Consider the following 19,700-nt stretch of genomic DNA (forward strand, 5'->3'; position numbering starts at 1 on the left):
AGACATTGTGTTGAGTTAGCTTTAGTATAGTCCCCCGATTCAGACACAACAATCGCCATTTTTTTTTACGATTATTGTACTTGAACCGTTCGATCAAAAGATGAGGCAACGTATTTTGAAGGCGACAATGTGCTGAAATTGAATGTTCGGAAGTGTGCGTGCAGGGAATAGAGGCAATAGTGGCAAATGAATCAGTAAGCGTTTCATAAATCATGTCGGAAAGAGGCGGTACGTGTATGCAGAACGTGAACAAGTCAGTGATTGTCATCGGTGGGGGGCTAGGCGGGATTTCGGCAGCCATCTCGCTGAAACAAAAAGGCTATGACGTGGCTTTATATGAAAAGAACGACCATATCGGCGGGAAAGTGAACCGTCTCGAACAAGACGGGTTCGGGTTCGATCTCGGCCCATCGATTTTGACGATGCCCCAAATTTTCGAGAAGTTGTTCACCGGAAGCGGTAAACAGATGGAAGATTATGTGCCCATCAAGCGGCTCGACTTGGAGTGGCGTTCGTTCTTTCCGGACGGTACGGTGCTCGACTTGTATCACGACCTTGAAGTGATGGCGAGCGCGAATCCGTCGCTGTCAAAAAAAGACATGAACGAGTATCGCAAGCTGTTGAACTATGCTGAACGCATCTACAAGACAACGGAACGCAGTTACTTAAAAGAAGGGTTCGAATCGCCGTTCGAGGCAGTTACACAAATCGGTCCCATCGCGACACTGACCGGTTTCGACTTGGCGTCGACGATGTACAGTGCCATCTCAAAACGAATTAGCAACCCACACCTGCGCACGATGTTATCGTATTACGTCAAATACGTCGGATCGTCGCCGTATAGCGCCCCGGCCGTTCTCAATATGATGATTTACATGCAGCACGCGCAAGGATGCTGGTACGTCGAAGGCGGGACACATAAGCTCGCCGAAGGTTTGACAACACTCGCCGAAGAGATCGGCGTGAAGCTAAATACCGGACAAGGCGTCGTTCGGGCGCATACGCTCAACGGGAACATCTCGGCGATTGAGCTCGAGGACGGACGACTCCGCTCTGCCGATTACTACGTCTCGAACATGGAAGTCATCCCGTTCTATCAAAAGATGGTCGATGTCGAAGAGGCGTTCGTCGACAAGCTCGTCGACAAATACGAACCGGCCAGCTCCGGCTTCGTACTCCATCTCGGCGTCAAAAAAGAATTCCCGTCACTCTCACACCACAACTTCTTCTTCTCAGAAAACTTACAAGAGCAGATGGAGAAGATTTTCGACAGACACGAGTTGCCGGACGACCCGACGATTTATTTGGTGAACGTCAACAAGACCGATGTGACCCAAGCACCGGCGGGACATGAGAATATTAAAATCTTGCCGCACATCCCGTACATTCAAGAAGACCCGTTCACCGAGGCCGATTACGCGGCGTTTGAAGAACGGGTGCTCGATAAGCTCGAACGGATGGGCATGGATGGTCTTCGGGACAACATCGTGACGCGGAACGTTTGGACGCCGCATGACATCGAGCGGATGTATGGTTCGGACCGCGGTGCGATTTACGGAACCGTGTCGGACAAAAACCAGAACGGCGGATTCAAGCATAAGAAGCAAAGTGAACTGTATGAGAATCTGTACTTCGTCGGCGGCACGGTCAATCCGGGCAGCGGGATGCCGATGGTCACGCTCAGCGGCCAACAAGTGAGCGATAAGATCGCGAAGCGCGACGGTGTGACGACACGATGACCGATTCATTTTGGGAACGGCATCGCTTCAAGTTTTACACTGCCGGCATGGTCATCTGTGGCTGTTTGATTGGTATGTTTTCATAAGAAACCCAGCCTCTGACGAATCAGAGGCTGGGTTCTTGAATTTCATTTGTTTACTTTTCTAACTGAAGGAGGTCACGGACTTCTTCGGAATCGTCTGGACTCATCTCAAACACGTCTTCTCCAGCAAGCCCTCTCGTGAACTGGATCGTTCCCGCTTCATCTTCCCAAATGTTCACCATCCACTCCATCGTCGACTCCGCCGGGTTGTTGATTGTCACGACGTAGTCGGGTAACCCTTCCATCTCGGCCTCAGTCGCCGGACTCGATTCCACAATCTCGATGAAGCGGTTGATGTCGGCTTCGTCTTGAACCGACGTCTCTGAGAAGACGATCGTCTCTTCATTTTTATACGTTCCGACGACGAGCTCTCGCCCTTGTTCGCCACATGCGGCGAGCAGGAGGAGCGGAGCGAGTAAGCAGGCGAGCAGTGTCCGTTTCATCCATCTTCCTCCTTATCAGCTGAGCCGATTTTTCGTTGCTTCCCGATGTGCCATCCGGAGCTCGTGATTGTTCACGTGGTTCGAGTCGATCAGCTCGAGCTTCCGGTTCACCCACACCGACAAGAAAATGAACGGGATGAACAGTGCGAGCAACATGACCGCAAACACGACGAGCGAACCTTCAATCGACCAGGCGATGGCGATGAAGAGACCGAGCAAGACGACGTTCGCGAGCACGATCCCGAACTCGAGACGGACGAACTTCTGATAGCGCCCCTCGTCGTTAAACGTGAGCAGTAACTTCATCCGATGCCAGGCGCGGTACAAGCTCGGCAACTGGGTCGCCATGATGATGACGGCGAACGTCACGAGCGAAATCTCTTGCGTGAAGATGAAGTAGAAGGCGATCCCTAAAATCATGAACGTGAGCAAGAGCGCCGTCTTGTTCACGTTGCGGTCGTTCTCGACCATTTGTTTGACGCGTTGTTCTTTTTCAACCATATTGAATGTCCCCCATCATGATGTCTTTCGTTTTTGACGCTCGACTTGCGCTTTGCTGAGCTCTGTTCCGGTCACATGCTCCGGGTCAATCGCTTTCAACTCACGGTCGATGCGATAGCCGAGCACGATGAACGTGATCAAGCCGACGAGTACGACGATGATGAACGTCAGCAGCGTAATCCAACCGAGAATCGAGCTCGTAATCAACAACAAGAGGAAGACGAGGTTCCCGACGGCCAATCCGAACTCGGACCGTACTTTTTCTTGATAGCGGACATCGGCATTAAACGTGAGCAACAGTTTCATCCGATGCCAACTCTTATAGAGCATCGGGAACTGCCCGACCAAGATGATGGGCAATAGGAGCAGCACATCTGTCGTCATAAAATAGATGATGAACAGCGCGATGAAACCGAATGTAGGATACAGCGTCTGCTTTTGTCGTTTGCGGTCGTTCTCAATCATGCGTTCTAGTCTTACTGTATGGTCAATCCTCCAATCCTCCTAGCTAAATCTCATTTCCTTTTTTTACGAGTCAATCGTGCAAAAAGTTTCACTCAAACAGAATGTCATGCTCGAGGATATATTTCGTCTCCTCATAAGTTTGTTTACTGAACGGGTCGTCGTGCTGTCGAAGCCCTTTAAAGAATGCTTCAATCGATGATTTTTCTTGAAGCCTCCGCGCCAGAATCAAATGTTGCATCGTATAAATCGCTTCGTTTCGGAGCGTCTCGTCGTTCATCCACGTCAATAATTCCGTGACGAGCTCGTCTGTGCCAAGCATGTCGACTCCGTTCAACCATGTGTTCGCTCCCTGCGCCTTCTCGCGTTTATCGGTGCTGTATAGTTGACGCCGCGCATAATCGATCAACGCCTCCCCCTCGGCGAGTCCAGTGAACGGCTCGAACTCGACCGTCGTGAGCGCTTCGGTGAATGTGCGGAACGAGTCGAATAGGACATCAATCTGCTCGCTGTCCGTGTCGATATACGAAATCTTTGGCGTCACGCTCTCACGATAGTCGAACGCGAGGAAGAAGTGTCCATCCCCTGCGAAGGTGATCAACCGATCATCTTCGATGCCCCACTCGGTCAATAGCGCCTTCGATTGAATCAAGCCGTCCAATAGACCGACGCCAGCAATCGAGTCGACGAGCGCGATGTCGTCTTGTCCGTTCCACACAATCGGCAAGTCACGTGGCTCGACGCCACCACCGTTTTGGATACGAATCGCTTCAAGATAGTCGTCCGGGAGCTTCACCCCGAGGCGCGCCTCGACTGCTACCAATACTTCGTCTGTCAATTCGGGCAACCGATTCGAATCGTCCGGGTCCGGTCTCCATATCATGCTTTCATCACTCCCCCTTTATTCTTCCTCCCAATGCCGTTTCATCCGCTCCCGTTTCGTCAATCCAAGCAGGCTATCGACGACGTGCTCGTCATCGATTTGAATCAGGCGTCGATCCACCACCATCTCGATGAACAAATAGCCGATCGCCAAACTCACCACGGTACTTGTGAACAATGATAATGGAACGAATCCTGAGGCAAAGAGCGACATCATCCCCATCATGCCAAATAGTAAGACGAGATTCAAAAGCCCTTTGAAGCGAATCCAGCGCCGATAGCGTTTATCCTCATTGAACGTCAACAGCGTCCACGTCTTACGCCAGGCGACGAAGCCGAGCGGAAACGCGACGATGAAAAAGAAAACAAATGCAGCAATCTGTTCATAAGCGCCTTTTGAAAAAAACCAAAGGCCGCCCGCGAGCCCACTTAAAAATGTAACGAGCAACATCACAATCCCAGTCCGGTTTCGTAAATATAACTGTTCGATTCGTTCTTCACGTGTCATTTTTCATTCCCCCTTGAAACCAAATGCTTACACGTTGCGTACATAAGAATAGCATACCAATAATTAGGAGGCTTTCATATGGATATCCTGATTTTAATCGCGTTGCTCGGGGCCGTCGTGTTCATCCTCTTCAACTGGAAACCGCATCATCGCTCCCCTTTCGAGCATCGTTCGACGTTTTATCCGCAAGAGTCCAAAACGACAACATGCCCGCATTGCCAAACCTCTGTCAGGAGGCAGGAACACGGGCAGACATGTCATGTTTGTGGAAAGTCGTTTTAACGTCATCCGACGCGTCGGACACGCGCGTTCACTACATTTTCTTTCCCGCTCAACTGGAACAGCAATACCCCGCCGACGACTAAGACGATGCCGACGACCGTCTTCCACGTGAACGGAATCGCCGCGAGCCCGAACCAACCGAGTGTGTCCCAGAGGAGCGCGAACAGGATTTGTGACACCATGACGATGGAGATGGCGTAACTCGGGCCGAGCCGCTCGACGCTTTGTGTCACGCTCATGACGACACCGACCCCGATAATGCCACTGAACCAATACCAAGTCTCCATCCCCGTGACGGCAAACAAGGCCGTCCCATCACTGATTAGTCCCGCGACGAGCGAGGCGAGAAAGCCAAGCCCGAGGACGAGCGTCGTCGTGGCCCACGCCCCGACGCGTCGCTTCACGTTCGCATTGAACGTGTTTTGGATACAAACGAGCATCCCGCCGAACACGGCAAGCATCATCCCGATGGTCATACGTCTCCCTCCTCACTCATAAATGCTCTCTCCCGCCACCTCAATCAAACGATTCCGGTCGAGAACCGTAATCGACCGTCTGTCCCGTTCAATCAACCCCTCCTCGACGAACCGTTTCAGCGTCCGGTTGACGTGCCGATAGCTCGTCCCAATCAAATCGGCGATGTCGGTCAACTCATCGACCGTCGAACCGAGGGTTTTTGTCTCGGGTGTCATCGACAACAAATAACTCGCGAGCCGGACATCGACCGGATAAAACAAGTTGAAGCTCATCGATTGCGACTTCCGCTCGAACTTGCGGGTAATCTCCGTCAATAAGTAGTTGAGCCAAATGACGTCCTCGGTCGCGTGACGCGCCAACGCCTCGAACGAAATGACAAGCATCTCGACGGTCGTCACCGCCTCGACCGTGTTCAAATAAGGAGTCCGCTGTACGTACTCGATGTCCCCAATCAAATCGAGCGGTTGCTTGAACGACAAGACGAGCCGCTTCCCTGCGGCCGACGTATGGGAGACACGAATCTTCCCACTGACAAGAAAACGAAGTGCATGGGCTGCGTCACCTTGCGTACAAATCGTCGCCCCCGGTGCGTAACGGACGAGCGTCAAATCCGCCCGTGCCGCACGCGGCAACACCTCGTCGAGCCCGACCTGTCTCATATAGCGTTCCACTTGCTCGTTCCCTACCATTTCAACAACACCACTCCGGCAACCATCATCGCCACACCGACAAGTTGTGTGACGTTCAAGCGACGTTGCACCATCTCGAACCAGCCACGTCCGTCAATGACGAGGGCGAGCGCGAGCTGGGCGATTAAAAATAACGAAATCGTGAGCGTGACGCCGAGCGTGTGCACGGCCGTCATGTTGCTGAACAAGATGAGCGCCGCGAAGGCTCCGCCTGACAGATAGAGCGGCTTCACATGTCGCATCTCGCGATATGTCCGGTCGCGGACGAGGAGCATGATGAGGAGCGCCACGATAAAACCGGTCAGCTGGGTGAGTGTCGCCGCCTGCCACGTACCGATTGTAGTACTGATATTGGCATTGGCCACACTTTGTAAGGTCAAAAAGAATCCGCCGCTGATGGCGAACAAGACTCCGCGCATCTCCATCTCCCCCTTTTTTTCTTTAGTTAACAATAACGGACAGCTTCGATAAAGGACAGATGTCCTGAACCATAAAAAAAGGCCATGACGCATCATAGACCTGCGCGATATGTTTCCAATCGCTCTTCTTTCGCAACCGACAGCTGCTTATTCGTGACGTGTGCCGGGTCAATCTGACGGATGCGTCGCTGCAAGAAACGCGAGACCCCGAACGTCAACGTCGAGACCCCACCGATGATACCAAGCAGCCACGGCAGTGACAGGCTTTCCGCGAGGTAACCAATCACAAGGGCGAGGTACACAACAAACTGAAGCCAGAGGGAGGCAAACTCGAAATAGATGAGCCGACTGTATCGTCGCTCCTCATTGAACGTCAGTAATAGCTTCGTCTTCCGCCACTCCAAGCAGAGATACGGGAAAAAGAGGATGAGCGTACTGAAAGGAACCCATCTCGGGGAAGCGCCACTCACAATAATCGTCACGACGATCCCGACAAACCAAACGCCCCAGCGCCAGCGCCAATGGACGTCGTCTTGCTCCAACAGCTGTTTAATCCGTGTTTCTTTCGTTACCATATGTACTCCTCTCGTAAGAGCGGTAGAACCGCGAGATGTCGGTTCGGGTCGGCTGATTTGGGTCAACGTGCTCGAGCTGTCGACGTGTCGTGTAATGATGCCACCCTAACATCGCCGAACAGACACCGTAAACCATCCATCCGATGATCGGGACGCCCAAACGACTGAAAATCACCGCCGCTGTGACCCACACCATCCAAAGAGGATACATGCCATACAAGCGCTTTGTAAGCAATTCGCCACGTCCGGTCGTAAGCGTCATCGCTTTCTTTCCTTCACGGAGCATGATACGCACTAGACCGATTGATATGAGTAGGGACCCAATCCCCCATACCCACCAGAAGTCCTCAAACCCTAACGTGAACGAGTTGAAGAAGATGAGTGCCATTGTCAGCCAAAAACTACTGCGTTGATGTTTTTCTCGATATTGGCCTAACGCTTGAATCCGTTCTTGTTTCGTCATAGTCATGCCGTCCTTTTATTCTTGTATTTCATCAAGTTGATGCTTCGACTTCGCACGGTTCGCTTTCGCCAACATACCAGACGTCACGTGCTCCGAATCGATTTCGAGCAACTTCCGGTCCAGCCAAAACGGCAGTAGGACAGACGGCGGAGCCCCGAGAATGATCGTCCACATGAGTGCATCCCGGTGGATATTGCCGGTTAAAAGCAAGGTGACTAGGCTAAACAGTAAGATAAAAGTAAAACAGAGAATTGCAAAATTCAGCTGAATGAGACGCCGATATGAACGGTCGCGATTGAACGTGAGGTAAGTGCGTGTCTGCCTCCACTCGAGCCATATCATCGGAACGAGACTGATGACCGCGAGCGCACCGGAATACACAAGGTCCATCATGAAGTATAATGATGCCCCCCAAATGAAGAGCGTGCTCGCGATGACGATGCGATGATATCGCTTCTTGATGTTCACGAGTTTAGATAATCTCGCTTCCCGTTCCATCCGCTCACCACCCCCTCACTTCACGTCGCATCGGTTGCTCGGAATCGCTTTGTTTCACTTTCTCATCTATCGCCCGTTCTGAAACCGAGAGGATGAAAATACCGACTGTAAAGCCGATGAATGGCAACCAAGTGGCCGTCTCTGATTTCATGACCCATGGAAACACGAGTCCGATGAAGAGAATCAACACATAATCAAACGTATATTGAAGTGAAATGAAACGTTTTGTACGAGTGCGTTCTGTGAAACTGCTCATGAATCGATACTCTTGTCGTAAGGCGTATCCGTATAGCAATGTCGTTAGGACGAGCAAGCTACCGTAAAGTAGCTCTTGCGTGTTTGTCTGTAACAGTAAAAAAACTATCACACCGAACGGAATAGCAAATAGCATCCGCAGAAAGAACCACTTCCGATTCCCTTGCTTCATTTTTGTCAGTCGTTGTTGCCTATCCATATCTCATTCCTCATTTCATCTGGGCGAGTGTTTCCCTCTTTATCAACCTATACGTGAGAATCGTTATAAAAGTTCCGTTATTTTACAATTTTATAATCCGGGCAAGTTGATTGACTAAAGTTGAATCTCGTTTTATAGTTTAGTTAACTTAACTTTAATAAAGAAAGCATGAGGTTTTATTATGAATTTGCTTCACAATCCACGATTCGTCTTCACTTGGCTGTCCGGGATGACGCTGACGCTCGGCTTCTCCATCTTCTTCTTGAGCGTGTCGTGGCTCACAATCGATGTGTTACAACAACCGGCTTTGCTCGGAATCATTTTGACCGCCGTCTCGCTTCCGCGTGTCGTGATGATGGTGTTCGGCGGCGTTTTCGCCGACCGCTTCCAAAAGAGTCGGCTCTTATTTTTGACGAACCTCGGCCAGGCCGCACTCATGTTGGCTGTCTTGAGCCTTCATCTACTCGACCTCTACTCGGTTGCGGCACTCATCGGGATTTCCGTCATCTTCGGGATTTTGGACGGCATGTCGTATCCGGCCCTCTCGTCCCTCATCCCGTCCCTCGTCAAACAGCACGAGTTGCAACGGGCCAACTCCTTGTTCCAAGGCTCGCTCGAGCTCATGTTTGTCATCGGTCCCTTCTTAGCAGGACTACTGTTGACATGGGGCGGGTTCGGGCTCAGTTTCGGGACGGCGGCCGGACTCATCTTCCTTGCCGCTTTGTTGATCATGCCGCGCCTGATTCAAGACCGAATCCCGGCGGCGCATGTCATGTCTCTCGCTCACGTCATCGTCGACTTAAAAGAAGGGATTCGCTACGTCTCGCATACCCCGATTTTACGGAGCGGGACGCTTTCCATCGCCATCGTCAACCTGTTCGTCATGGGACCACTCATCATGAGTATCCCAATCCTCGTCGGGGAGCGTGGCGGTACGGCGTTTGACTTGAGCGTCATCGAGGGCGGTCTTGCCGTCGGGACGTTCGTCGCGAGCTTCCTCGTCTTGTTGATGCGCTCGATCCATCGCGGTCGATTCGTCTTTCGTGCCTTGTTGCTGACGATTGCCGCGTTCCTCTTGTATACGCAAGCCCAATCGATTCCGATGCTTGCGTTGACGGCGGCGCTGAGCGGCTTCATGTTGATGCTCGTCTACTTGCCGGCGGTCACACTCATGCAGGAACATAGCGACCAAGACAAGATTGGTCGTGTCATGAGCATCATGGCGCTCGCCGCGTCCGGTCTCGAACCGGTCGCCTTCGCCGTCTTGTCCGTGCTCGTCGCGCTCGCTGTGCCGATTCAAACGTTACTCATCACGTTTGGTATAATCGGATTGGCGCTTAGTGGCCTCTTATTCGTACGGAGCCAGACGTTCCGTCACACACGATGAAAGGAGAACGACCTTTGAACGAGACACGCAAACAACAAGTCATCGAGATGTATCGTCAAATCGACGAGCTCGACTTATTGTTCACCAAATACTTCACCGATTTGAACGAGTTCCAACTCAGCTATCAGCAAGAACAGATGTTGCTCCTCTTCAAACGACAAGAAACATGGACGACGACGGAGATCGCGACGAAGATGAACATCTCGAAAAGCGCCGTCAGCCAAGTGCTCAAAGTGCTCGAACAGCGTGAGTTCGTCCAGAAAGAGAAGAACCCGGACAACCTGCGTGAGAGTTTCATCCGCCTCGGTCCGCTCGGCCATGCATACTCGAAGCAAATCGATGCCATCGAGGAACGGCTCGCCGAAGAGATGTTCTCTGTCCTTGAGGATGAAGAGATGAAAATGATCAACCGTTCGCTCGCGTTGATGATTCAACGGTTCAAATAAAAAATGCGTATCGTCCCACGTGTGGGAAGATACGCATTTTTGGTTAGAATGGCTCGACGACACGGATGGCTGACCGAAGCGCCCCTTCGACATGACCGCCGAAGAAGGAGTCCGTTTCCGTCCCGGCGAAAGACAAATACTTCGCCCAACCGGCGTCTACTGGAATCGGTCCATAGACAGGAAAATCAGTCAGCGGCTCCGTATCTTCAACCGCTGCCGTATGGCGGTCGCTCGACCAATCGACGGATAAGACGTCACGCGGGTGGCGCGCCGCTTCCCCGAATAGTCGTACGAGTTGATCAATGACGCGACGATTCAGTTCGTCCCGTTCAAGCAACGCGCGCTCGGTAGCGGATAAGCGGAAAAAACCGAATAACGCCGCAAGTCCATCCGGTTGCGAGGCGTCATGCACCTCCTGTAACACGCCGGCCCAGCTCATCCCTTGACCGGATAGCCCATTCTCTCGCCAAAACGGACGATCGTAGACGGCGAGCACTTTCGCTTGACCGGCCATCCAAGTCGGGATAGACGCTAGCTTCGCCTTCATCGTCTCAGACAGTTCCGGCTGAAACGCGATGCGTGAGATGAGCCGAGGCGGGATGGCCAAGATGACGTGCGTGAACGTTTCGGTCCCTCCTCGTTCGAGCTCGATGACGACTCCACGCTCGACCTGTCTCATCGAGGTGACCGTCGACTGAAGTTGAATCGTATGAGGCGGTAAGGTTGCCGCGAGCGCGGTCGTCAAGCTGGCCATGCCACCGACGAGTCGCATCGATGGGACCACGTGTCCTGGTGGAAGCGTATGGCGTTCGATGACACCGAACTGACGCTCGAGCATCAAGTCACCGGTCGCTTGTTGGGGGAACACTTGGAGGTCGAGCTGGTCGACTAGCCGTACCATCGTCTTTTCCGTATCCGGCCAATACCAGGTCGGACCGAGGTCGAAGCCGTCATGACTTAACACCCGTCCCCCGATGCGGTCGCGTGCTTCAAAAACGGTAACGTCATAGCCTTTATCAATGAGGAGCGACGCGGCATACAAGCCGCTCACGCCGGCTCCGATGATAGCGATGGATTGCGTCATGTAAATACTCCTTTTATATACGTTGTGCCCCCATTATACTGAAAACGATACATATACATGAGTTGAGCGAATCGCTCGGGAAAGGCGTTACATAAACGTGTTTAGAAAGGATTTACCAACATGCTCCGTACAGTTAAGACGCTACTTTATCCGTTTCTTTTTGGTGTTCGTCTGTTTTCCACATTTCGAAGAGGTAAGATTTTCATGTATTGCCTCGCCTATCTGTTTATGTTCTCGTTTGAGGGATTGCTGTTCTTTGAGATTCTGTCCATACCAGGATTGCTTCGTACGTTGATCATCTTGTATGTCATATTCGGAATGATTTATATCGAATTTTATATCGAGGATGAGATAGCCCGAACGAGAACCCCCTTGATTGCAATGAATGGTTTCCCTGCTTTTAACCTATAGCCTCAGTAAACGTCACTACATCGAGCACGTGCCCGACATCAATCCGGTCGACGAGATAGTGATACTTCGTGTTCGTCCCCGGATACGCCTCGACGATCGACTCGCACCAGTCGCGGTCGAACATCTTCTCCCACGATTCCTTCAACTCTTTCTCGTCTTTCGCTTCTCGGTCTTCAAACGTCAGAAACCAACGATTCATTGCAAAGTTCCAATAACCTGCCTCGAGTTCAAGTACATGTGCATCGGGCAACTCCACTGTCAGCACAACGCCTGGCTCTCCGGGCTCCAAGTAACCGCTTCGTCCTACATCCGGCCGTGCATCGCTCAACCAGACGGGATAATTCCCATGAAGGGAGATTCCAGTTCGCTGTTCATACTGCCCCGCGAGCCAGTCGTAGGCGGGCCGATGATATGCGTAGTCCTCGTCTTGAAAGATGCCAAAGTTCGGGTCGCCGAATAAATAGCCTCTTTCGTTCGCTGCTTCCCAAGCGCTCGCGTGTTGGTATGTATAGTAGATTGCCATAAGTCAGCCCCTTTCTAGTGAATGAATTAATCATAACCAAATTACAGGCGATGCATCTACTCTCCGCCTTTCTTTTTGTATGAATTTGGAAGTATACTAATTGAGGAATGCTTCTACTAGGAGGAAAAAGAATGAATGTACTATTCACGTTACTATTCAGTCTATTGGCAATGATTATCCCACTCGCGTTAATCATCGCGATCATCGTATTGATCGTTCGCTTTATCGGTCGTTATGAGAAGCGGGCCGACGCGCGACTCGAGCTAGAGCGCCAAACTGCGGCCCATCAGCAACAACAGTTCGATATGTTAGTGGGGCGTCTCGACCGCATCGAAGAGAAGATGGAGGCACGTTCTTAATGTCGAAACCACTTACGATTTGGACGAAACGTCTCGTCCTCACAACGATTCTTGGCGGTGTGCTACTCGTCGCGACTTTCGCCACGCAACGTGCCTTCCATATGTCTGAAATCAATCTACTGGTCAACAAGGCCGATGAACAACAACTCAGCTACGAGTTAATCATCCACAACCCGCTCACGAACGCCTACAGCTTCACAATCGTTCACGACTAAACCAAACGCGCTACTCCCTTTTGGTCGACTTTATTTCGGAAAGAAGCCGACTTTCCCGCGTTCATAAGCTTTATGCGTCACGTGTTCCGGGTCAATCTTCGCAAGCTTTTGATCAAGTTTCGAAGACGCGATCCACGCAAACAGATTGAATGCGACCACGAGCAGCAAAACATTCGCTTGTTCCGGACGGAGCAGCAACGATACAATCAACAGACAAAAGATTACGATGACCGCCATCCCGCTCCAATATTCATACCAGACAAGCCGCCGATAGTCAGGCGCATCGTTGAACGTGAGCAACGTCTTCGTCCGCGCCCATATCTTAACGAACCCGATGGCTGGGATGAAGAGGACGAACCAAACCAGTTCGGCGAGTCGACGCTCGCCCGTGAACCAAAAGATGGCGCCGAGTAAGATGATGAATACTCCAAGAAGAAGTGCTTGGCGGGTGGAACGTTTCCCCGCCTCGTATAAGTGATCAAACCGTTCGCGTTGGGTCATATTCATATTCCTTTCTTACGATTACTTCGTTACTATGCAAATAGACTGTTATACAAAGAAAAGAGGGTGTTCATGAATCCTGCACAAACCGAAGTCTTGGTCTACTTCCAGCTGCTCGCCGACGATTTCTCAATCGAAGACGTGACGCACCGTCTCGGACTCACACCTACCGAAACGTTCCAACGAGGTGAAAAAGGCTATTCTTCTCGTCTTCGTGAATATACATCATGGTCGCTAGGCACAGGCTATCAGTCATCAGTTGATGTGAATGATCAGCTACAACCCATCATTGCGCAACTTCGCGGCAAAGAAACCATTTTAGACGACATCTTTGACACGTATGATGACATGCAAGCACGGTTTATCATCGTGATTGTGATGGAAGAAGGACAAACACCGGCACTCGTCTTTGATTTAGAGACGATTCAATTCGCTCATCGGATTCGTGCCGAGTTCGATATCGATTTATATGCGAACCCGTATGAAGAGGACTCCGACTTTAAAGACTGAATAACGGACTAAAAAAGTCACCTCAGCTCTAGGTGACTTTTATTGTTCCAGCAAACGACCGTCGTCATTCCATTGCCCGTATAACCGATTGGCACGTGTCTGTTCAATCAATTTGTCCAGTCGTTTCTCATATAAGGCCTGGTCTTTGCGCACACTTTGAATCGTGTCGATGCGAATGCGACGATACAGTTCGGGGAACGCTTGAAAGTTACGGTATACATCGGGCTCGCTTTTCAAGCGTCTCACAATCGCTTCGTCGATGACGAAGGACGTGTCGCTCATGTCAGGGAGGACAGTTAGACCGCGCTCTTGCATCATCCCTAGTCGGATAAGGCGACGAACGCGTTCTTTGTTCAACTCGGTCCAGTTGCTATTCTTTCGCCTCGGCGAAAAGCGCTGGGCGAACTCACCTTCCTCGGTCTTCTTCGCAATCCCGTCAATCCAACCGAAGCAGAGCGCTTCTTCAACGGCATCGAGATACAACAAACCGTCCCCGCTCGTTTTGCGCCAGAGGATTACCCAACAATAAGCCGTGTCGTCTGCATGTTCATGAAGCCATTCTCGAAAGGCTTGGCGATCTTCAAACCGTACGATGTGATCGATTTCCATGACGCTCATCCCTCATCCTCTCTATGCTTTTCTTCATTATCCCATTTTCCAATCGTCTCGTCTCCATACTTAATGTTTTCGGTAAGTCATTAGAATGCCAATCAATCGATTCGGGAATACTTTGATTGGAGGTGATAAAAATTGATTCGTTATTACGATTGGAACAACGATCAGTTTATCGACACAATTTTTAAAGAAGAGATGCAAGGTTTCACTTCGTTGCGCGCAATCACGTATGTCAGTTCTTTTCAGCTCATCAATGAATTGATGCCACTGTTTGAAAAGATGGAAATCATTCACGGTTTCACAGGAACATCTTTTCAACTCATTAACCAACTCCTCGATATTACGAATCGGGTCGAAAACGTTCGATTGCTGAAATCTGAAACGTTCAATGCGCTACTCGATGAAAGACTTGAAATTCATCTTGCTCATGCTGTCCCTATTCATCACAAGACCTACATTTTGGAGAAGGATAACCATTATAAAATTTTGTCCGGTAGCGCCAATCTAACTACCTCTGCCTTACAAGGGAGAAATCATGAGCTATTATTCATCCGAACAGGCTTTAAACATGATGCTTTTTACACTCAAATGAATGAAATGTGGAGCGAAATTAAACGAGATACAATCGACTATATCAATCTTTCTTCGCTCAATTCAATCAAAGAAAGACCTGAAGAAGCAATAGAATCCTTTCTAACTGACGTCGATGTGCCAGAGACGCTTGTTCAAGAAGCAAAACCAGAAATCGAAAAACTTCACACCCACAAAGTCGATACTGTATTTGAAGAAAAAGTAGCGCCTTCATTCTTGCCACTCGTTCTGACAAAAACGGGACGACGAAGAAAACCGAAACCTGAAGAAATACGAAAACAAGTTCGCCTGGCCGTCGATGAAAGGTTATCTAGTTATGACATGGATAAGCAAATCATGTGGCAATTTGATTTTGAAGAGCACGACTTCATTATCGGCGAAGATTATCTGCATGATCTCCTCCGAGAAAAAATAGCACCTTCCGCTAACGGGATGATCGATGTGATTGAAAGCTATGAACAGAATAAATTTAGAGATGAACGACATCAAGTATTTACAGGGATTCTCTATTTGCTAACCTCACCTCTTATTTGGAAGATTCGTGAGATTTATACAGAGAACCATTTGCCTAAAGAAGATGTTCCTGTCGTCATGAATATCGTCGGTGATGGACAGACTGGTAAGACGACGCTTGTTCGTGAATACTTTTCGACGTTACTGGACTACGCTTCAATCCCTACGTACTCTATGCTAAAAATTCCACCTAAAGGTAAAAAAGCGAGCGCCCGAATTGCGAATGATTATATTGATGGGTACCTTCATTCCGATTGGGTCAATCCGCTCATCATTGATGAAGTCCCAAATAATTTCTTCACAACAACACACGGTGAGAATAACGTAAAATCTTGGTCCAATGATCGCACCGGCATCTTCCCCATTTTAATTACGACGTCAAATATTTCAGGTGCTCTCGCAAAACCTCAACTTCTCCGTCGCATTTTAATGATTCCGATTGATTCTAAGTATCGAGAATCTAAAGACCAACCGTTTGACGTATATCAACTCGTCAGTAATTTAGATCCTCTCCTCCCACTATTCTTTTTAAACGAATTATCTAAACGCCTAGACTCAATGACCCCAAAAGATATTGAGCGATTGAAAGAAGACTATTTATCGTTATCTAAAGAAGTCCTATTTAAATTATCTCCCGAACTAGAGACTTACGCGAATGAAAATGGGTTCCTTTCAAATTACGATATCGTCAATCATCGTGGGAAAACCTTATGGGCAATGACCCTCATGTCAAAAGCCGACCACATCTGTGTGAACCCCAAAAACGAAAAAGAAATCATTGTTTACGAGTCTGCATTTAAAACACACCATGACCGTACTGAGGCCAAGACATTTTTACCTGGCGGTGTACTCGTTCAAAGCGGTGGTAACAGTTTAACGTTGAATAGCGAGCTCCTTGAACAGTTTGTCGGTTTTTCGATTCAGACGGTTTGGGAAAATCAATCGGCTTCTAGAACAGGTAAACAGATAGCAGATGCGATGGCGAAACAACTTGCACCTTTACTGGAGAATAAGAAAAAGCCTTCTCGATGGAAGACTTTGTGGAGAAAATGATGTCGTGTAACAAGCCTACCTTTGCCACCGGAATGGAATTGACTTCTTCAAGCCCAATCGATAGCCGAGACGCCATCCAAGTCCTCGAATCCGACACACCCAACTATCACTCAAGTCTCGGAACGGCATGACGGCTTGAACTTGATGTAGCTCGACTCGATGAATCACGTATTGATAGTTCGGTGCTTCGATGGACCTATGAATCGCCATCTCCTCACACCATTTTTTATCAAAGATTTTTTCCCATGACTTTCGAGTATGGACCGGATCAATATTTTCCCTATGATCAAAGGCCTCGGCTGTATCGCAAAAAGTAGAGTTGTACGGAACAAACTCCCAAAATGAAATTTCTGAAGCCAATACTTGATCATCTGGTAATTCAACTGTCAACACAACACCTTTGTTCCCTTGTCCAATATGGCCACCGCTGCTTAGATTAGGAAACTCGTCCCAGCACCAAACCGGATAGTTTCCGTTCAGCGAAATCCCAACTCGCTGCTCGTACTGTTCAACCATCCAGTCATAGGCCGGTTTAAAAAATTCGATTCCCTCGTCATTGAACATGGCATAGCGAGGGTCACCTTGTAGATACCCTCGCTCCAATGCTATGTTCCAAGCGTCTTCATGCTGATACGTATAATAGATGCCCAATCGTCTTCAAACCTTTCTCACATCATCTGTCTACACTATACAAAAGATAATGAGGGAAGGTGTGAATTAAAAATGTATAGGCTTGGTCTTTATTCAATTGCCTTAAACGGAACCGGCGACGACAAGTTGATGAGCGACGACGGCTGACCGTATGCCATCGACTCATCGATGAATGTCTCAAGCTTACGCACGTTTTCCGTCACCACTTTGACCACAAAAGCCCCAAATTTATATTCATCTTACAGGTTGGTATGGTAACAATTATTGATTATTTTTACTTAGTTTGGCTGCTTTAATATCAATAATAGCCTTATGGCCATGACTCTCTAGTAAATAGAGTAAGTTGCTTCCATTTAACAACGTCAGTGGCTTATCTTTCGCAAAATTATAAGCATCAGGACCATAATCAGCTGTTGAAACCAAAATGCCTTTTATTGCTCCCTCATTCATAACCGTACCGTATAAATCGCGCACAGCTGCTACCCCTACCGTATTAGTGTAACGTTTCGCTTGGATTACAATTTTTCCACCTCTTAAAGGATCTGGATCGAATGCGATTGCATCTACTCCACCGTCTCGACTTGCTTGGGTAATTTTGACTTCACCACCATTTTTGCTGAACTCTTTTTCGAACACTTCACGAATTAGATGCTCAAAATCTTGCCAGTCCATTGCTGCTAAGTTTGTCTTATCATTAATTTGATGAAGTGTTTCTTTTCCTTCAATAATCCGGTCATCATCCCAATCCATTTGTATAACTGGTGCAATAGCAGTTAGCGAGTGTAATTGACTACTACCTACACCCTTTAATTGTTTAAAACATGTTTTGGGAACAACCATTTCTAAATTGACTTTTTCAAATTCTTCTTTTGATACGAATATGGAGGCGATACATAGCGTCTCTGCTTTTCCAGTTCCTTTATTAATCGCATCGACATAACCGTTTAGTGCAATCGACTCGATGTTCTTTCTTGTATCATTTGAAAAAATTAAATATAGTTGACCGAGAATCAATGAATAGATAAGTCGGTCGTACATCTCATTTAAAAACTTTCTGGACAACGGCACTTCCAAGAATTCGTCCCCTTCAACCGCATACTTCACTTCTTTAATACTTGGTATTTCATCTAGGTTTGGTAAATACGTTTCGACATAAAGTGTCTTAGATTCGTTAAAATATTTTAAGTTTCTTTGATTTGGTATAAAATCAAAGGTTATAAACTTACTCAATAGATAGTCGAAATACTTTTCAAGTGACTCATCTTTTCGGACTCTGTAATCCTCAAATATCTTATCCAAACTATCCAATCTCTCTTTTTCAGCTTTTTCAAATGCTTCTTTTGCTTGTTTCCAATTTAAATACTCTTGGTGATACTCGTTCCACTTTTTTTCATTCTCGAACTCGTTTTGTTCTTTTTCATATATCCAATCATTAAGCGCTTTATTATATCGCTCTTTTGCTTCTTCATTTTTTCTTTTAGCTAAAAAACTGAACAATTGTTCCAAAACATTTAAATTAGGCTTATAAACCTGAGCATTTGAATCAGGTCGGCTACGTATCGCAGTTAACTCTGGTGGAATAGGCTCGTTTTCCTCAAAATTTCTTCTTCTTAAATCCTCGCGCAAATTTAAATTCCGATTTTTAAAAATAGCCCTTTTTAAATAATCGTTTATCGCTTCTCGATCAGCTTTGAGTTGGTTTGACATTTGTTGAGCTGTCGCTTTTTTATTTGATTTGAACTCTATTTCTTCTTGTCGCTTAACTACTCTTGCCCATTGTTCTTCCCATATCTGCAATTGCATCTCCGCTTTTTCTTGTACCTCATAAAGCGATTTTCCACGTATGATTCTAAACTTTTTCAGTCCGTCATGGCGAATTTCTTGAGAGTACACTTTTTTTACCTCCTCAATTTTAATCGTTTGATTTGAATTTATTATTCCCGTTATTCAAACTAATTTCTATTTTGACTCCAACACTTTTGCTTATAAGAAAGACAAAAAACTAGATACTCTTTAAATTAATATTACCAAAAGTTGTAACGCGGATTAGTTTTTTTAACTTCTACAAGAAACTTACTGTAAAGTGATATACTCCAACTAAAAAGGGAGGGATTCGGTGCTTACTTTTGACAACGTCTCTGTTCGCCAACAGGATACGCTCATCCTTGAAAATATCTCGTTCACCATCCAACCGGGTGAAATCGCAGCCATCCACTGTGGCGTCACTTCCCGGGAAATATTGTTCGCGCTCTTGACGGACAAGCACGCGACCTACTCGGGAACCATCGATACAGTGAATCGTACGCTCTCTGTCTTCTCCATCCGTGACGGATTATATGATCGGTTGACGGTCGAGGAGTATTTGC

Annotated in this window: 25 protein-coding genes and 1 pseudogene; 8 read left to right on the forward strand and 18 right to left on the reverse strand. The window is 48.2% G+C overall.

From position 1 onward, the window contains the following. The first annotated feature begins 236 nt into the window (after nucleotides 1–236). The gene (locus tag DI14_RS09365) at nucleotides 237–1,739 is read left to right on the forward strand and encodes an NAD(P)/FAD-dependent oxidoreductase (protein WP_034807887.1); all 1,503 of its coding nucleotides are present in this window, start codon (nucleotides 237–239) and stop codon (nucleotides 1,737–1,739) included. A gap of 136 nt (nucleotides 1,740–1,875) precedes the next feature. Here the strand turns inward: DI14_RS09365 and DI14_RS09370 are convergent, their stop codons facing one another. From DI14_RS09370 to DI14_RS09430, 12 genes are all read right to left on the reverse strand, one after another. Then, a complete protein-coding gene (locus tag DI14_RS09370) occupies nucleotides 1,876–2,265 on the reverse strand; it encodes a hypothetical protein (RefSeq protein ID WP_034807889.1) in 390 nt (129 codons plus the stop codon). Nucleotides 2,266–2,280: 15 nt separating this feature from the next. Further along, nucleotides 2,281–2,766: a hypothetical protein gene (locus DI14_RS09375; protein ID WP_034807891.1), complete on the reverse strand. Its 486-nt coding sequence runs from the start codon at nucleotides 2,764–2,766 to the stop codon at nucleotides 2,281–2,283. 15 nt (nucleotides 2,767–2,781) lie between these two features. Continuing rightward, nucleotides 2,782–3,231: a hypothetical protein gene (locus tag DI14_RS09380; RefSeq protein ID WP_034807893.1), complete on the reverse strand. Its 450-nt coding sequence runs from the start codon at nucleotides 3,229–3,231 to the stop codon at nucleotides 2,782–2,784. A gap of 88 nt (nucleotides 3,232–3,319) precedes the next feature. After that, nucleotides 3,320–4,111, reverse strand: coding sequence for an SMI1/KNR4 family protein (locus tag DI14_RS09385; protein WP_034807896.1), 792 nt, complete (start codon nucleotides 4,109–4,111; stop codon nucleotides 3,320–3,322). Between the two features lie 18 nt (nucleotides 4,112–4,129). Continuing rightward, nucleotides 4,130–4,618, reverse strand: coding sequence for a hypothetical protein (locus DI14_RS09390; RefSeq protein ID WP_034807898.1), 489 nt, complete (start codon nucleotides 4,616–4,618; stop codon nucleotides 4,130–4,132). A gap of 284 nt (nucleotides 4,619–4,902) precedes the next feature. Next, nucleotides 4,903–5,376 (reverse strand): DMT family transporter, encoded by a 474-nt coding sequence (locus DI14_RS09400; RefSeq protein ID WP_034807902.1) that lies wholly within the window; start codon nucleotides 5,374–5,376, stop codon nucleotides 4,903–4,905. 12 nt (nucleotides 5,377–5,388) lie between these two features. Next, nucleotides 5,389–6,048: a Crp/Fnr family transcriptional regulator gene (locus tag DI14_RS09405; RefSeq protein ID WP_235193436.1), complete on the reverse strand. Its 660-nt coding sequence runs from the start codon at nucleotides 6,046–6,048 to the stop codon at nucleotides 5,389–5,391. A gap of 11 nt (nucleotides 6,049–6,059) precedes the next feature. After that, nucleotides 6,060–6,485 carry a DMT family transporter gene (locus DI14_RS09410; RefSeq protein WP_034807906.1) on the reverse strand — a complete coding sequence of 142 codons (426 nt, stop codon included), beginning with the start codon at nucleotides 6,483–6,485 and terminating at the stop codon, nucleotides 6,060–6,062. 92 nt (nucleotides 6,486–6,577) lie between these two features. Continuing rightward, nucleotides 6,578–7,060 carry a hypothetical protein gene (locus DI14_RS09415; RefSeq protein WP_034807907.1) on the reverse strand — a complete coding sequence of 161 codons (483 nt, stop codon included), beginning with the start codon at nucleotides 7,058–7,060 and terminating at the stop codon, nucleotides 6,578–6,580. After that, nucleotides 7,035–7,523 carry a hypothetical protein gene (locus tag DI14_RS09420; RefSeq protein WP_034807908.1) on the reverse strand — a complete coding sequence of 163 codons (489 nt, stop codon included), beginning with the start codon at nucleotides 7,521–7,523 and terminating at the stop codon, nucleotides 7,035–7,037. The genes DI14_RS09415 and DI14_RS09420 overlap by 26 nt, the downstream gene beginning before the upstream one ends. 15 nt (nucleotides 7,524–7,538) lie before the next feature. Next, a complete protein-coding gene (locus DI14_RS09425; RefSeq protein ID WP_034807910.1) occupies nucleotides 7,539–8,021 on the reverse strand; it encodes a hypothetical protein in 483 nt (160 codons plus the stop codon). Nucleotides 8,022–8,025: 4 nt separating this feature from the next. After that, a complete protein-coding gene (locus DI14_RS09430; protein ID WP_034807912.1) occupies nucleotides 8,026–8,475 on the reverse strand; it encodes a hypothetical protein in 450 nt (149 codons plus the stop codon). Nucleotides 8,476–8,656: 181 nt separating this feature from the next. Between DI14_RS09430 and DI14_RS09435 the strand changes: the two genes are divergently transcribed. Continuing rightward, on the forward strand, nucleotides 8,657–9,862 hold the full coding sequence (locus DI14_RS09435; protein ID WP_034807915.1) for an MFS transporter: 1,206 nt from the start codon (nucleotides 8,657–8,659) through the stop codon (nucleotides 9,860–9,862). Between the two features lie 14 nt (nucleotides 9,863–9,876). Beyond that, on the forward strand, nucleotides 9,877–10,308 hold the full coding sequence (locus DI14_RS09440) for a MarR family winged helix-turn-helix transcriptional regulator (RefSeq protein ID WP_024372045.1): 432 nt from the start codon (nucleotides 9,877–9,879) through the stop codon (nucleotides 10,306–10,308). Between the two features lie 43 nt (nucleotides 10,309–10,351). Here the strand turns inward: DI14_RS09440 and DI14_RS09445 are convergent, their stop codons facing one another. Both DI14_RS09445 and DI14_RS09455 read right to left on the reverse strand, forming a co-directional pair. Beyond that, nucleotides 10,352–11,392, reverse strand: a complete 1,041-nt coding sequence (locus DI14_RS09445) for an FAD-dependent oxidoreductase (RefSeq protein WP_034807917.1) — start codon at nucleotides 11,390–11,392, stop codon at nucleotides 10,352–10,354. A gap of 400 nt (nucleotides 11,393–11,792) precedes the next feature. Beyond that, complete coding sequence (locus DI14_RS09455) at nucleotides 11,793–12,326, reverse strand: DUF3841 domain-containing protein (protein WP_034807923.1); 534 nt, start codon at nucleotides 12,324–12,326, stop codon at nucleotides 11,793–11,795. Nucleotides 12,327–12,457: 131 nt separating this feature from the next. Here DI14_RS09455 and DI14_RS09460 point away from each other — a divergent pair, with 131 nt between their 5' ends. Together DI14_RS09460 and DI14_RS09465 are read left to right on the forward strand one after the other, a co-directional pair. Continuing rightward, entirely contained in the window at nucleotides 12,458–12,685 is a 228-nt protein-coding gene (locus DI14_RS09460; protein ID WP_034807925.1) for a hypothetical protein, read from the forward strand. After that, nucleotides 12,685–12,900, forward strand: a complete 216-nt coding sequence (locus tag DI14_RS09465) for a hypothetical protein (protein ID WP_034807927.1) — start codon at nucleotides 12,685–12,687, stop codon at nucleotides 12,898–12,900. The genes DI14_RS09460 and DI14_RS09465 overlap by 1 nt, the downstream gene beginning before the upstream one ends. Nucleotides 12,901–12,930: 30 nt before the next feature. Here DI14_RS09465 and DI14_RS09470 read toward each other — a convergent pair whose 3' ends face one another. Beyond that, nucleotides 12,931–13,401 carry a hypothetical protein gene (locus DI14_RS09470; RefSeq protein WP_034807929.1) on the reverse strand — a complete coding sequence of 157 codons (471 nt, stop codon included), beginning with the start codon at nucleotides 13,399–13,401 and terminating at the stop codon, nucleotides 12,931–12,933. 72 nt (nucleotides 13,402–13,473) lie between these two features. Here DI14_RS09470 and DI14_RS09475 point away from each other — a divergent pair, with 72 nt between their 5' ends. Continuing rightward, nucleotides 13,474–13,911, forward strand: coding sequence for a DUF4279 domain-containing protein (locus DI14_RS09475; RefSeq protein ID WP_034807931.1), 438 nt, complete (start codon nucleotides 13,474–13,476; stop codon nucleotides 13,909–13,911). 39 nt (nucleotides 13,912–13,950) lie between these two features. On the opposite strand, the gene DI14_RS09480 is transcribed toward DI14_RS09475, so the two are convergent. Then, on the reverse strand, nucleotides 13,951–14,520 hold the full coding sequence (locus DI14_RS09480; protein WP_034807933.1) for a YdeI family protein: 570 nt from the start codon (nucleotides 14,518–14,520) through the stop codon (nucleotides 13,951–13,953). 141 nt (nucleotides 14,521–14,661) lie between these two features. Here DI14_RS09480 and DI14_RS09485 point away from each other — a divergent pair, with 141 nt between their 5' ends. Next, nucleotides 14,662–16,683 carry a phospholipase D family protein gene (locus DI14_RS09485; protein ID WP_034807936.1) on the forward strand — a complete coding sequence of 674 codons (2,022 nt, stop codon included), beginning with the start codon at nucleotides 14,662–14,664 and terminating at the stop codon, nucleotides 16,681–16,683. A 15-nt stretch (nucleotides 16,684–16,698) separates the two neighbouring features. Here DI14_RS09485 and DI14_RS09490 read toward each other — a convergent pair whose 3' ends face one another. Both DI14_RS09490 and DI14_RS09500 read right to left on the reverse strand, forming a co-directional pair. Then, entirely contained in the window at nucleotides 16,699–17,334 is a 636-nt protein-coding gene (locus tag DI14_RS09490; RefSeq protein WP_034807937.1) for a DUF3841 domain-containing protein, read from the reverse strand. Nucleotides 17,335–17,595: 261 nt separating this feature from the next. Further along, on the reverse strand, nucleotides 17,596–19,227 hold the full coding sequence (locus DI14_RS09500; protein WP_051622667.1) for a restriction endonuclease: 1,632 nt from the start codon (nucleotides 19,225–19,227) through the stop codon (nucleotides 17,596–17,598). Nucleotides 19,228–19,450: 223 nt separating this feature from the next. Here DI14_RS09500 and DI14_RS09505 point away from each other — a divergent pair. Then, nucleotides 19,451–19,700 (forward strand): annotated as a pseudogene (locus DI14_RS09505) (response regulator receiver protein); the annotation flags it as partial.

It is taken from the genome of Exiguobacterium sp. AB2, from assembly GCF_000696055.1.
In the GTDB taxonomy this organism is placed as follows: Bacteria; Bacillota; Bacilli; order Exiguobacteriales; family Exiguobacteriaceae; genus Exiguobacterium; species Exiguobacterium alkaliphilum.

Coding starts and splice junctions, on each gene's coding strand:
- DI14_RS09400 (WP_034807902.1), bottom strand. CDS start 5,376: ATGACCATCGGGATGATGCTTGCCGTGTTCGGCGGGATGCTCGTTTGT.
- DI14_RS09425 (WP_034807910.1), bottom strand. CDS start 8,021: ATGGAACGGGAAGCGAGATTATCTAAACTCGTGAACATCAAGAAGCGA.
- DI14_RS09435 (WP_034807915.1), top strand. CDS start 8,657: ATGAATTTGCTTCACAATCCACGATTCGTCTTCACTTGGCTGTCCGGG.
- DI14_RS09410 (WP_034807906.1), bottom strand. CDS start 6,485: ATGCGCGGAGTCTTGTTCGCCATCAGCGGCGGATTCTTTTTGACCTTA.
- DI14_RS09370 (WP_034807889.1), bottom strand. CDS start 2,265: ATGAAACGGACACTGCTCGCCTGCTTACTCGCTCCGCTCCTCCTGCTC.
- DI14_RS09480 (WP_034807933.1), bottom strand. CDS start 14,520: ATGGAAATCGATCACATCGTACGGTTTGAAGATCGCCAAGCCTTTCGA.
- DI14_RS09380 (WP_034807893.1), bottom strand. CDS start 3,231: ATGATTGAGAACGACCGCAAACGACAAAAGCAGACGCTGTATCCTACA.
- DI14_RS09475 (WP_034807931.1), top strand. CDS start 13,474: ATGAATCCTGCACAAACCGAAGTCTTGGTCTACTTCCAGCTGCTCGCC.
- DI14_RS09465 (WP_034807927.1), top strand. CDS start 12,685: ATGTCGAAACCACTTACGATTTGGACGAAACGTCTCGTCCTCACAACG.
- DI14_RS09430 (WP_034807912.1), bottom strand. CDS start 8,475: ATGGATAGGCAACAACGACTGACAAAAATGAAGCAAGGGAATCGGAAG.
- DI14_RS09375 (WP_034807891.1), bottom strand. CDS start 2,766: ATGGTTGAAAAAGAACAACGCGTCAAACAAATGGTCGAGAACGACCGC.
- DI14_RS09420 (WP_034807908.1), bottom strand. CDS start 7,523: ATGACGAAACAAGAACGGATTCAAGCGTTAGGCCAATATCGAGAAAAA.
- DI14_RS09390 (WP_034807898.1), bottom strand. CDS start 4,618: ATGACACGTGAAGAACGAATCGAACAGTTATATTTACGAAACCGGACT.
- DI14_RS09415 (WP_034807907.1), bottom strand. CDS start 7,060: ATGGTAACGAAAGAAACACGGATTAAACAGCTGTTGGAGCAAGACGAC.
- DI14_RS09365 (WP_034807887.1), top strand. CDS start 237: ATGCAGAACGTGAACAAGTCAGTGATTGTCATCGGTGGGGGGCTAGGC.
- DI14_RS09460 (WP_034807925.1), top strand. CDS start 12,458: ATGAATGTACTATTCACGTTACTATTCAGTCTATTGGCAATGATTATC.
- DI14_RS09385 (WP_034807896.1), bottom strand. CDS start 4,111: ATGATATGGAGACCGGACCCGGACGATTCGAATCGGTTGCCCGAATTG.
- DI14_RS09470 (WP_034807929.1), bottom strand. CDS start 13,401: ATGACCCAACGCGAACGGTTTGATCACTTATACGAGGCGGGGAAACGT.
- DI14_RS09455 (WP_034807923.1), bottom strand. CDS start 12,326: ATGGCAATCTACTATACATACCAACACGCGAGCGCTTGGGAAGCAGCG.
- DI14_RS09445 (WP_034807917.1), bottom strand. CDS start 11,392: ATGACGCAATCCATCGCTATCATCGGAGCCGGCGTGAGCGGCTTGTAT.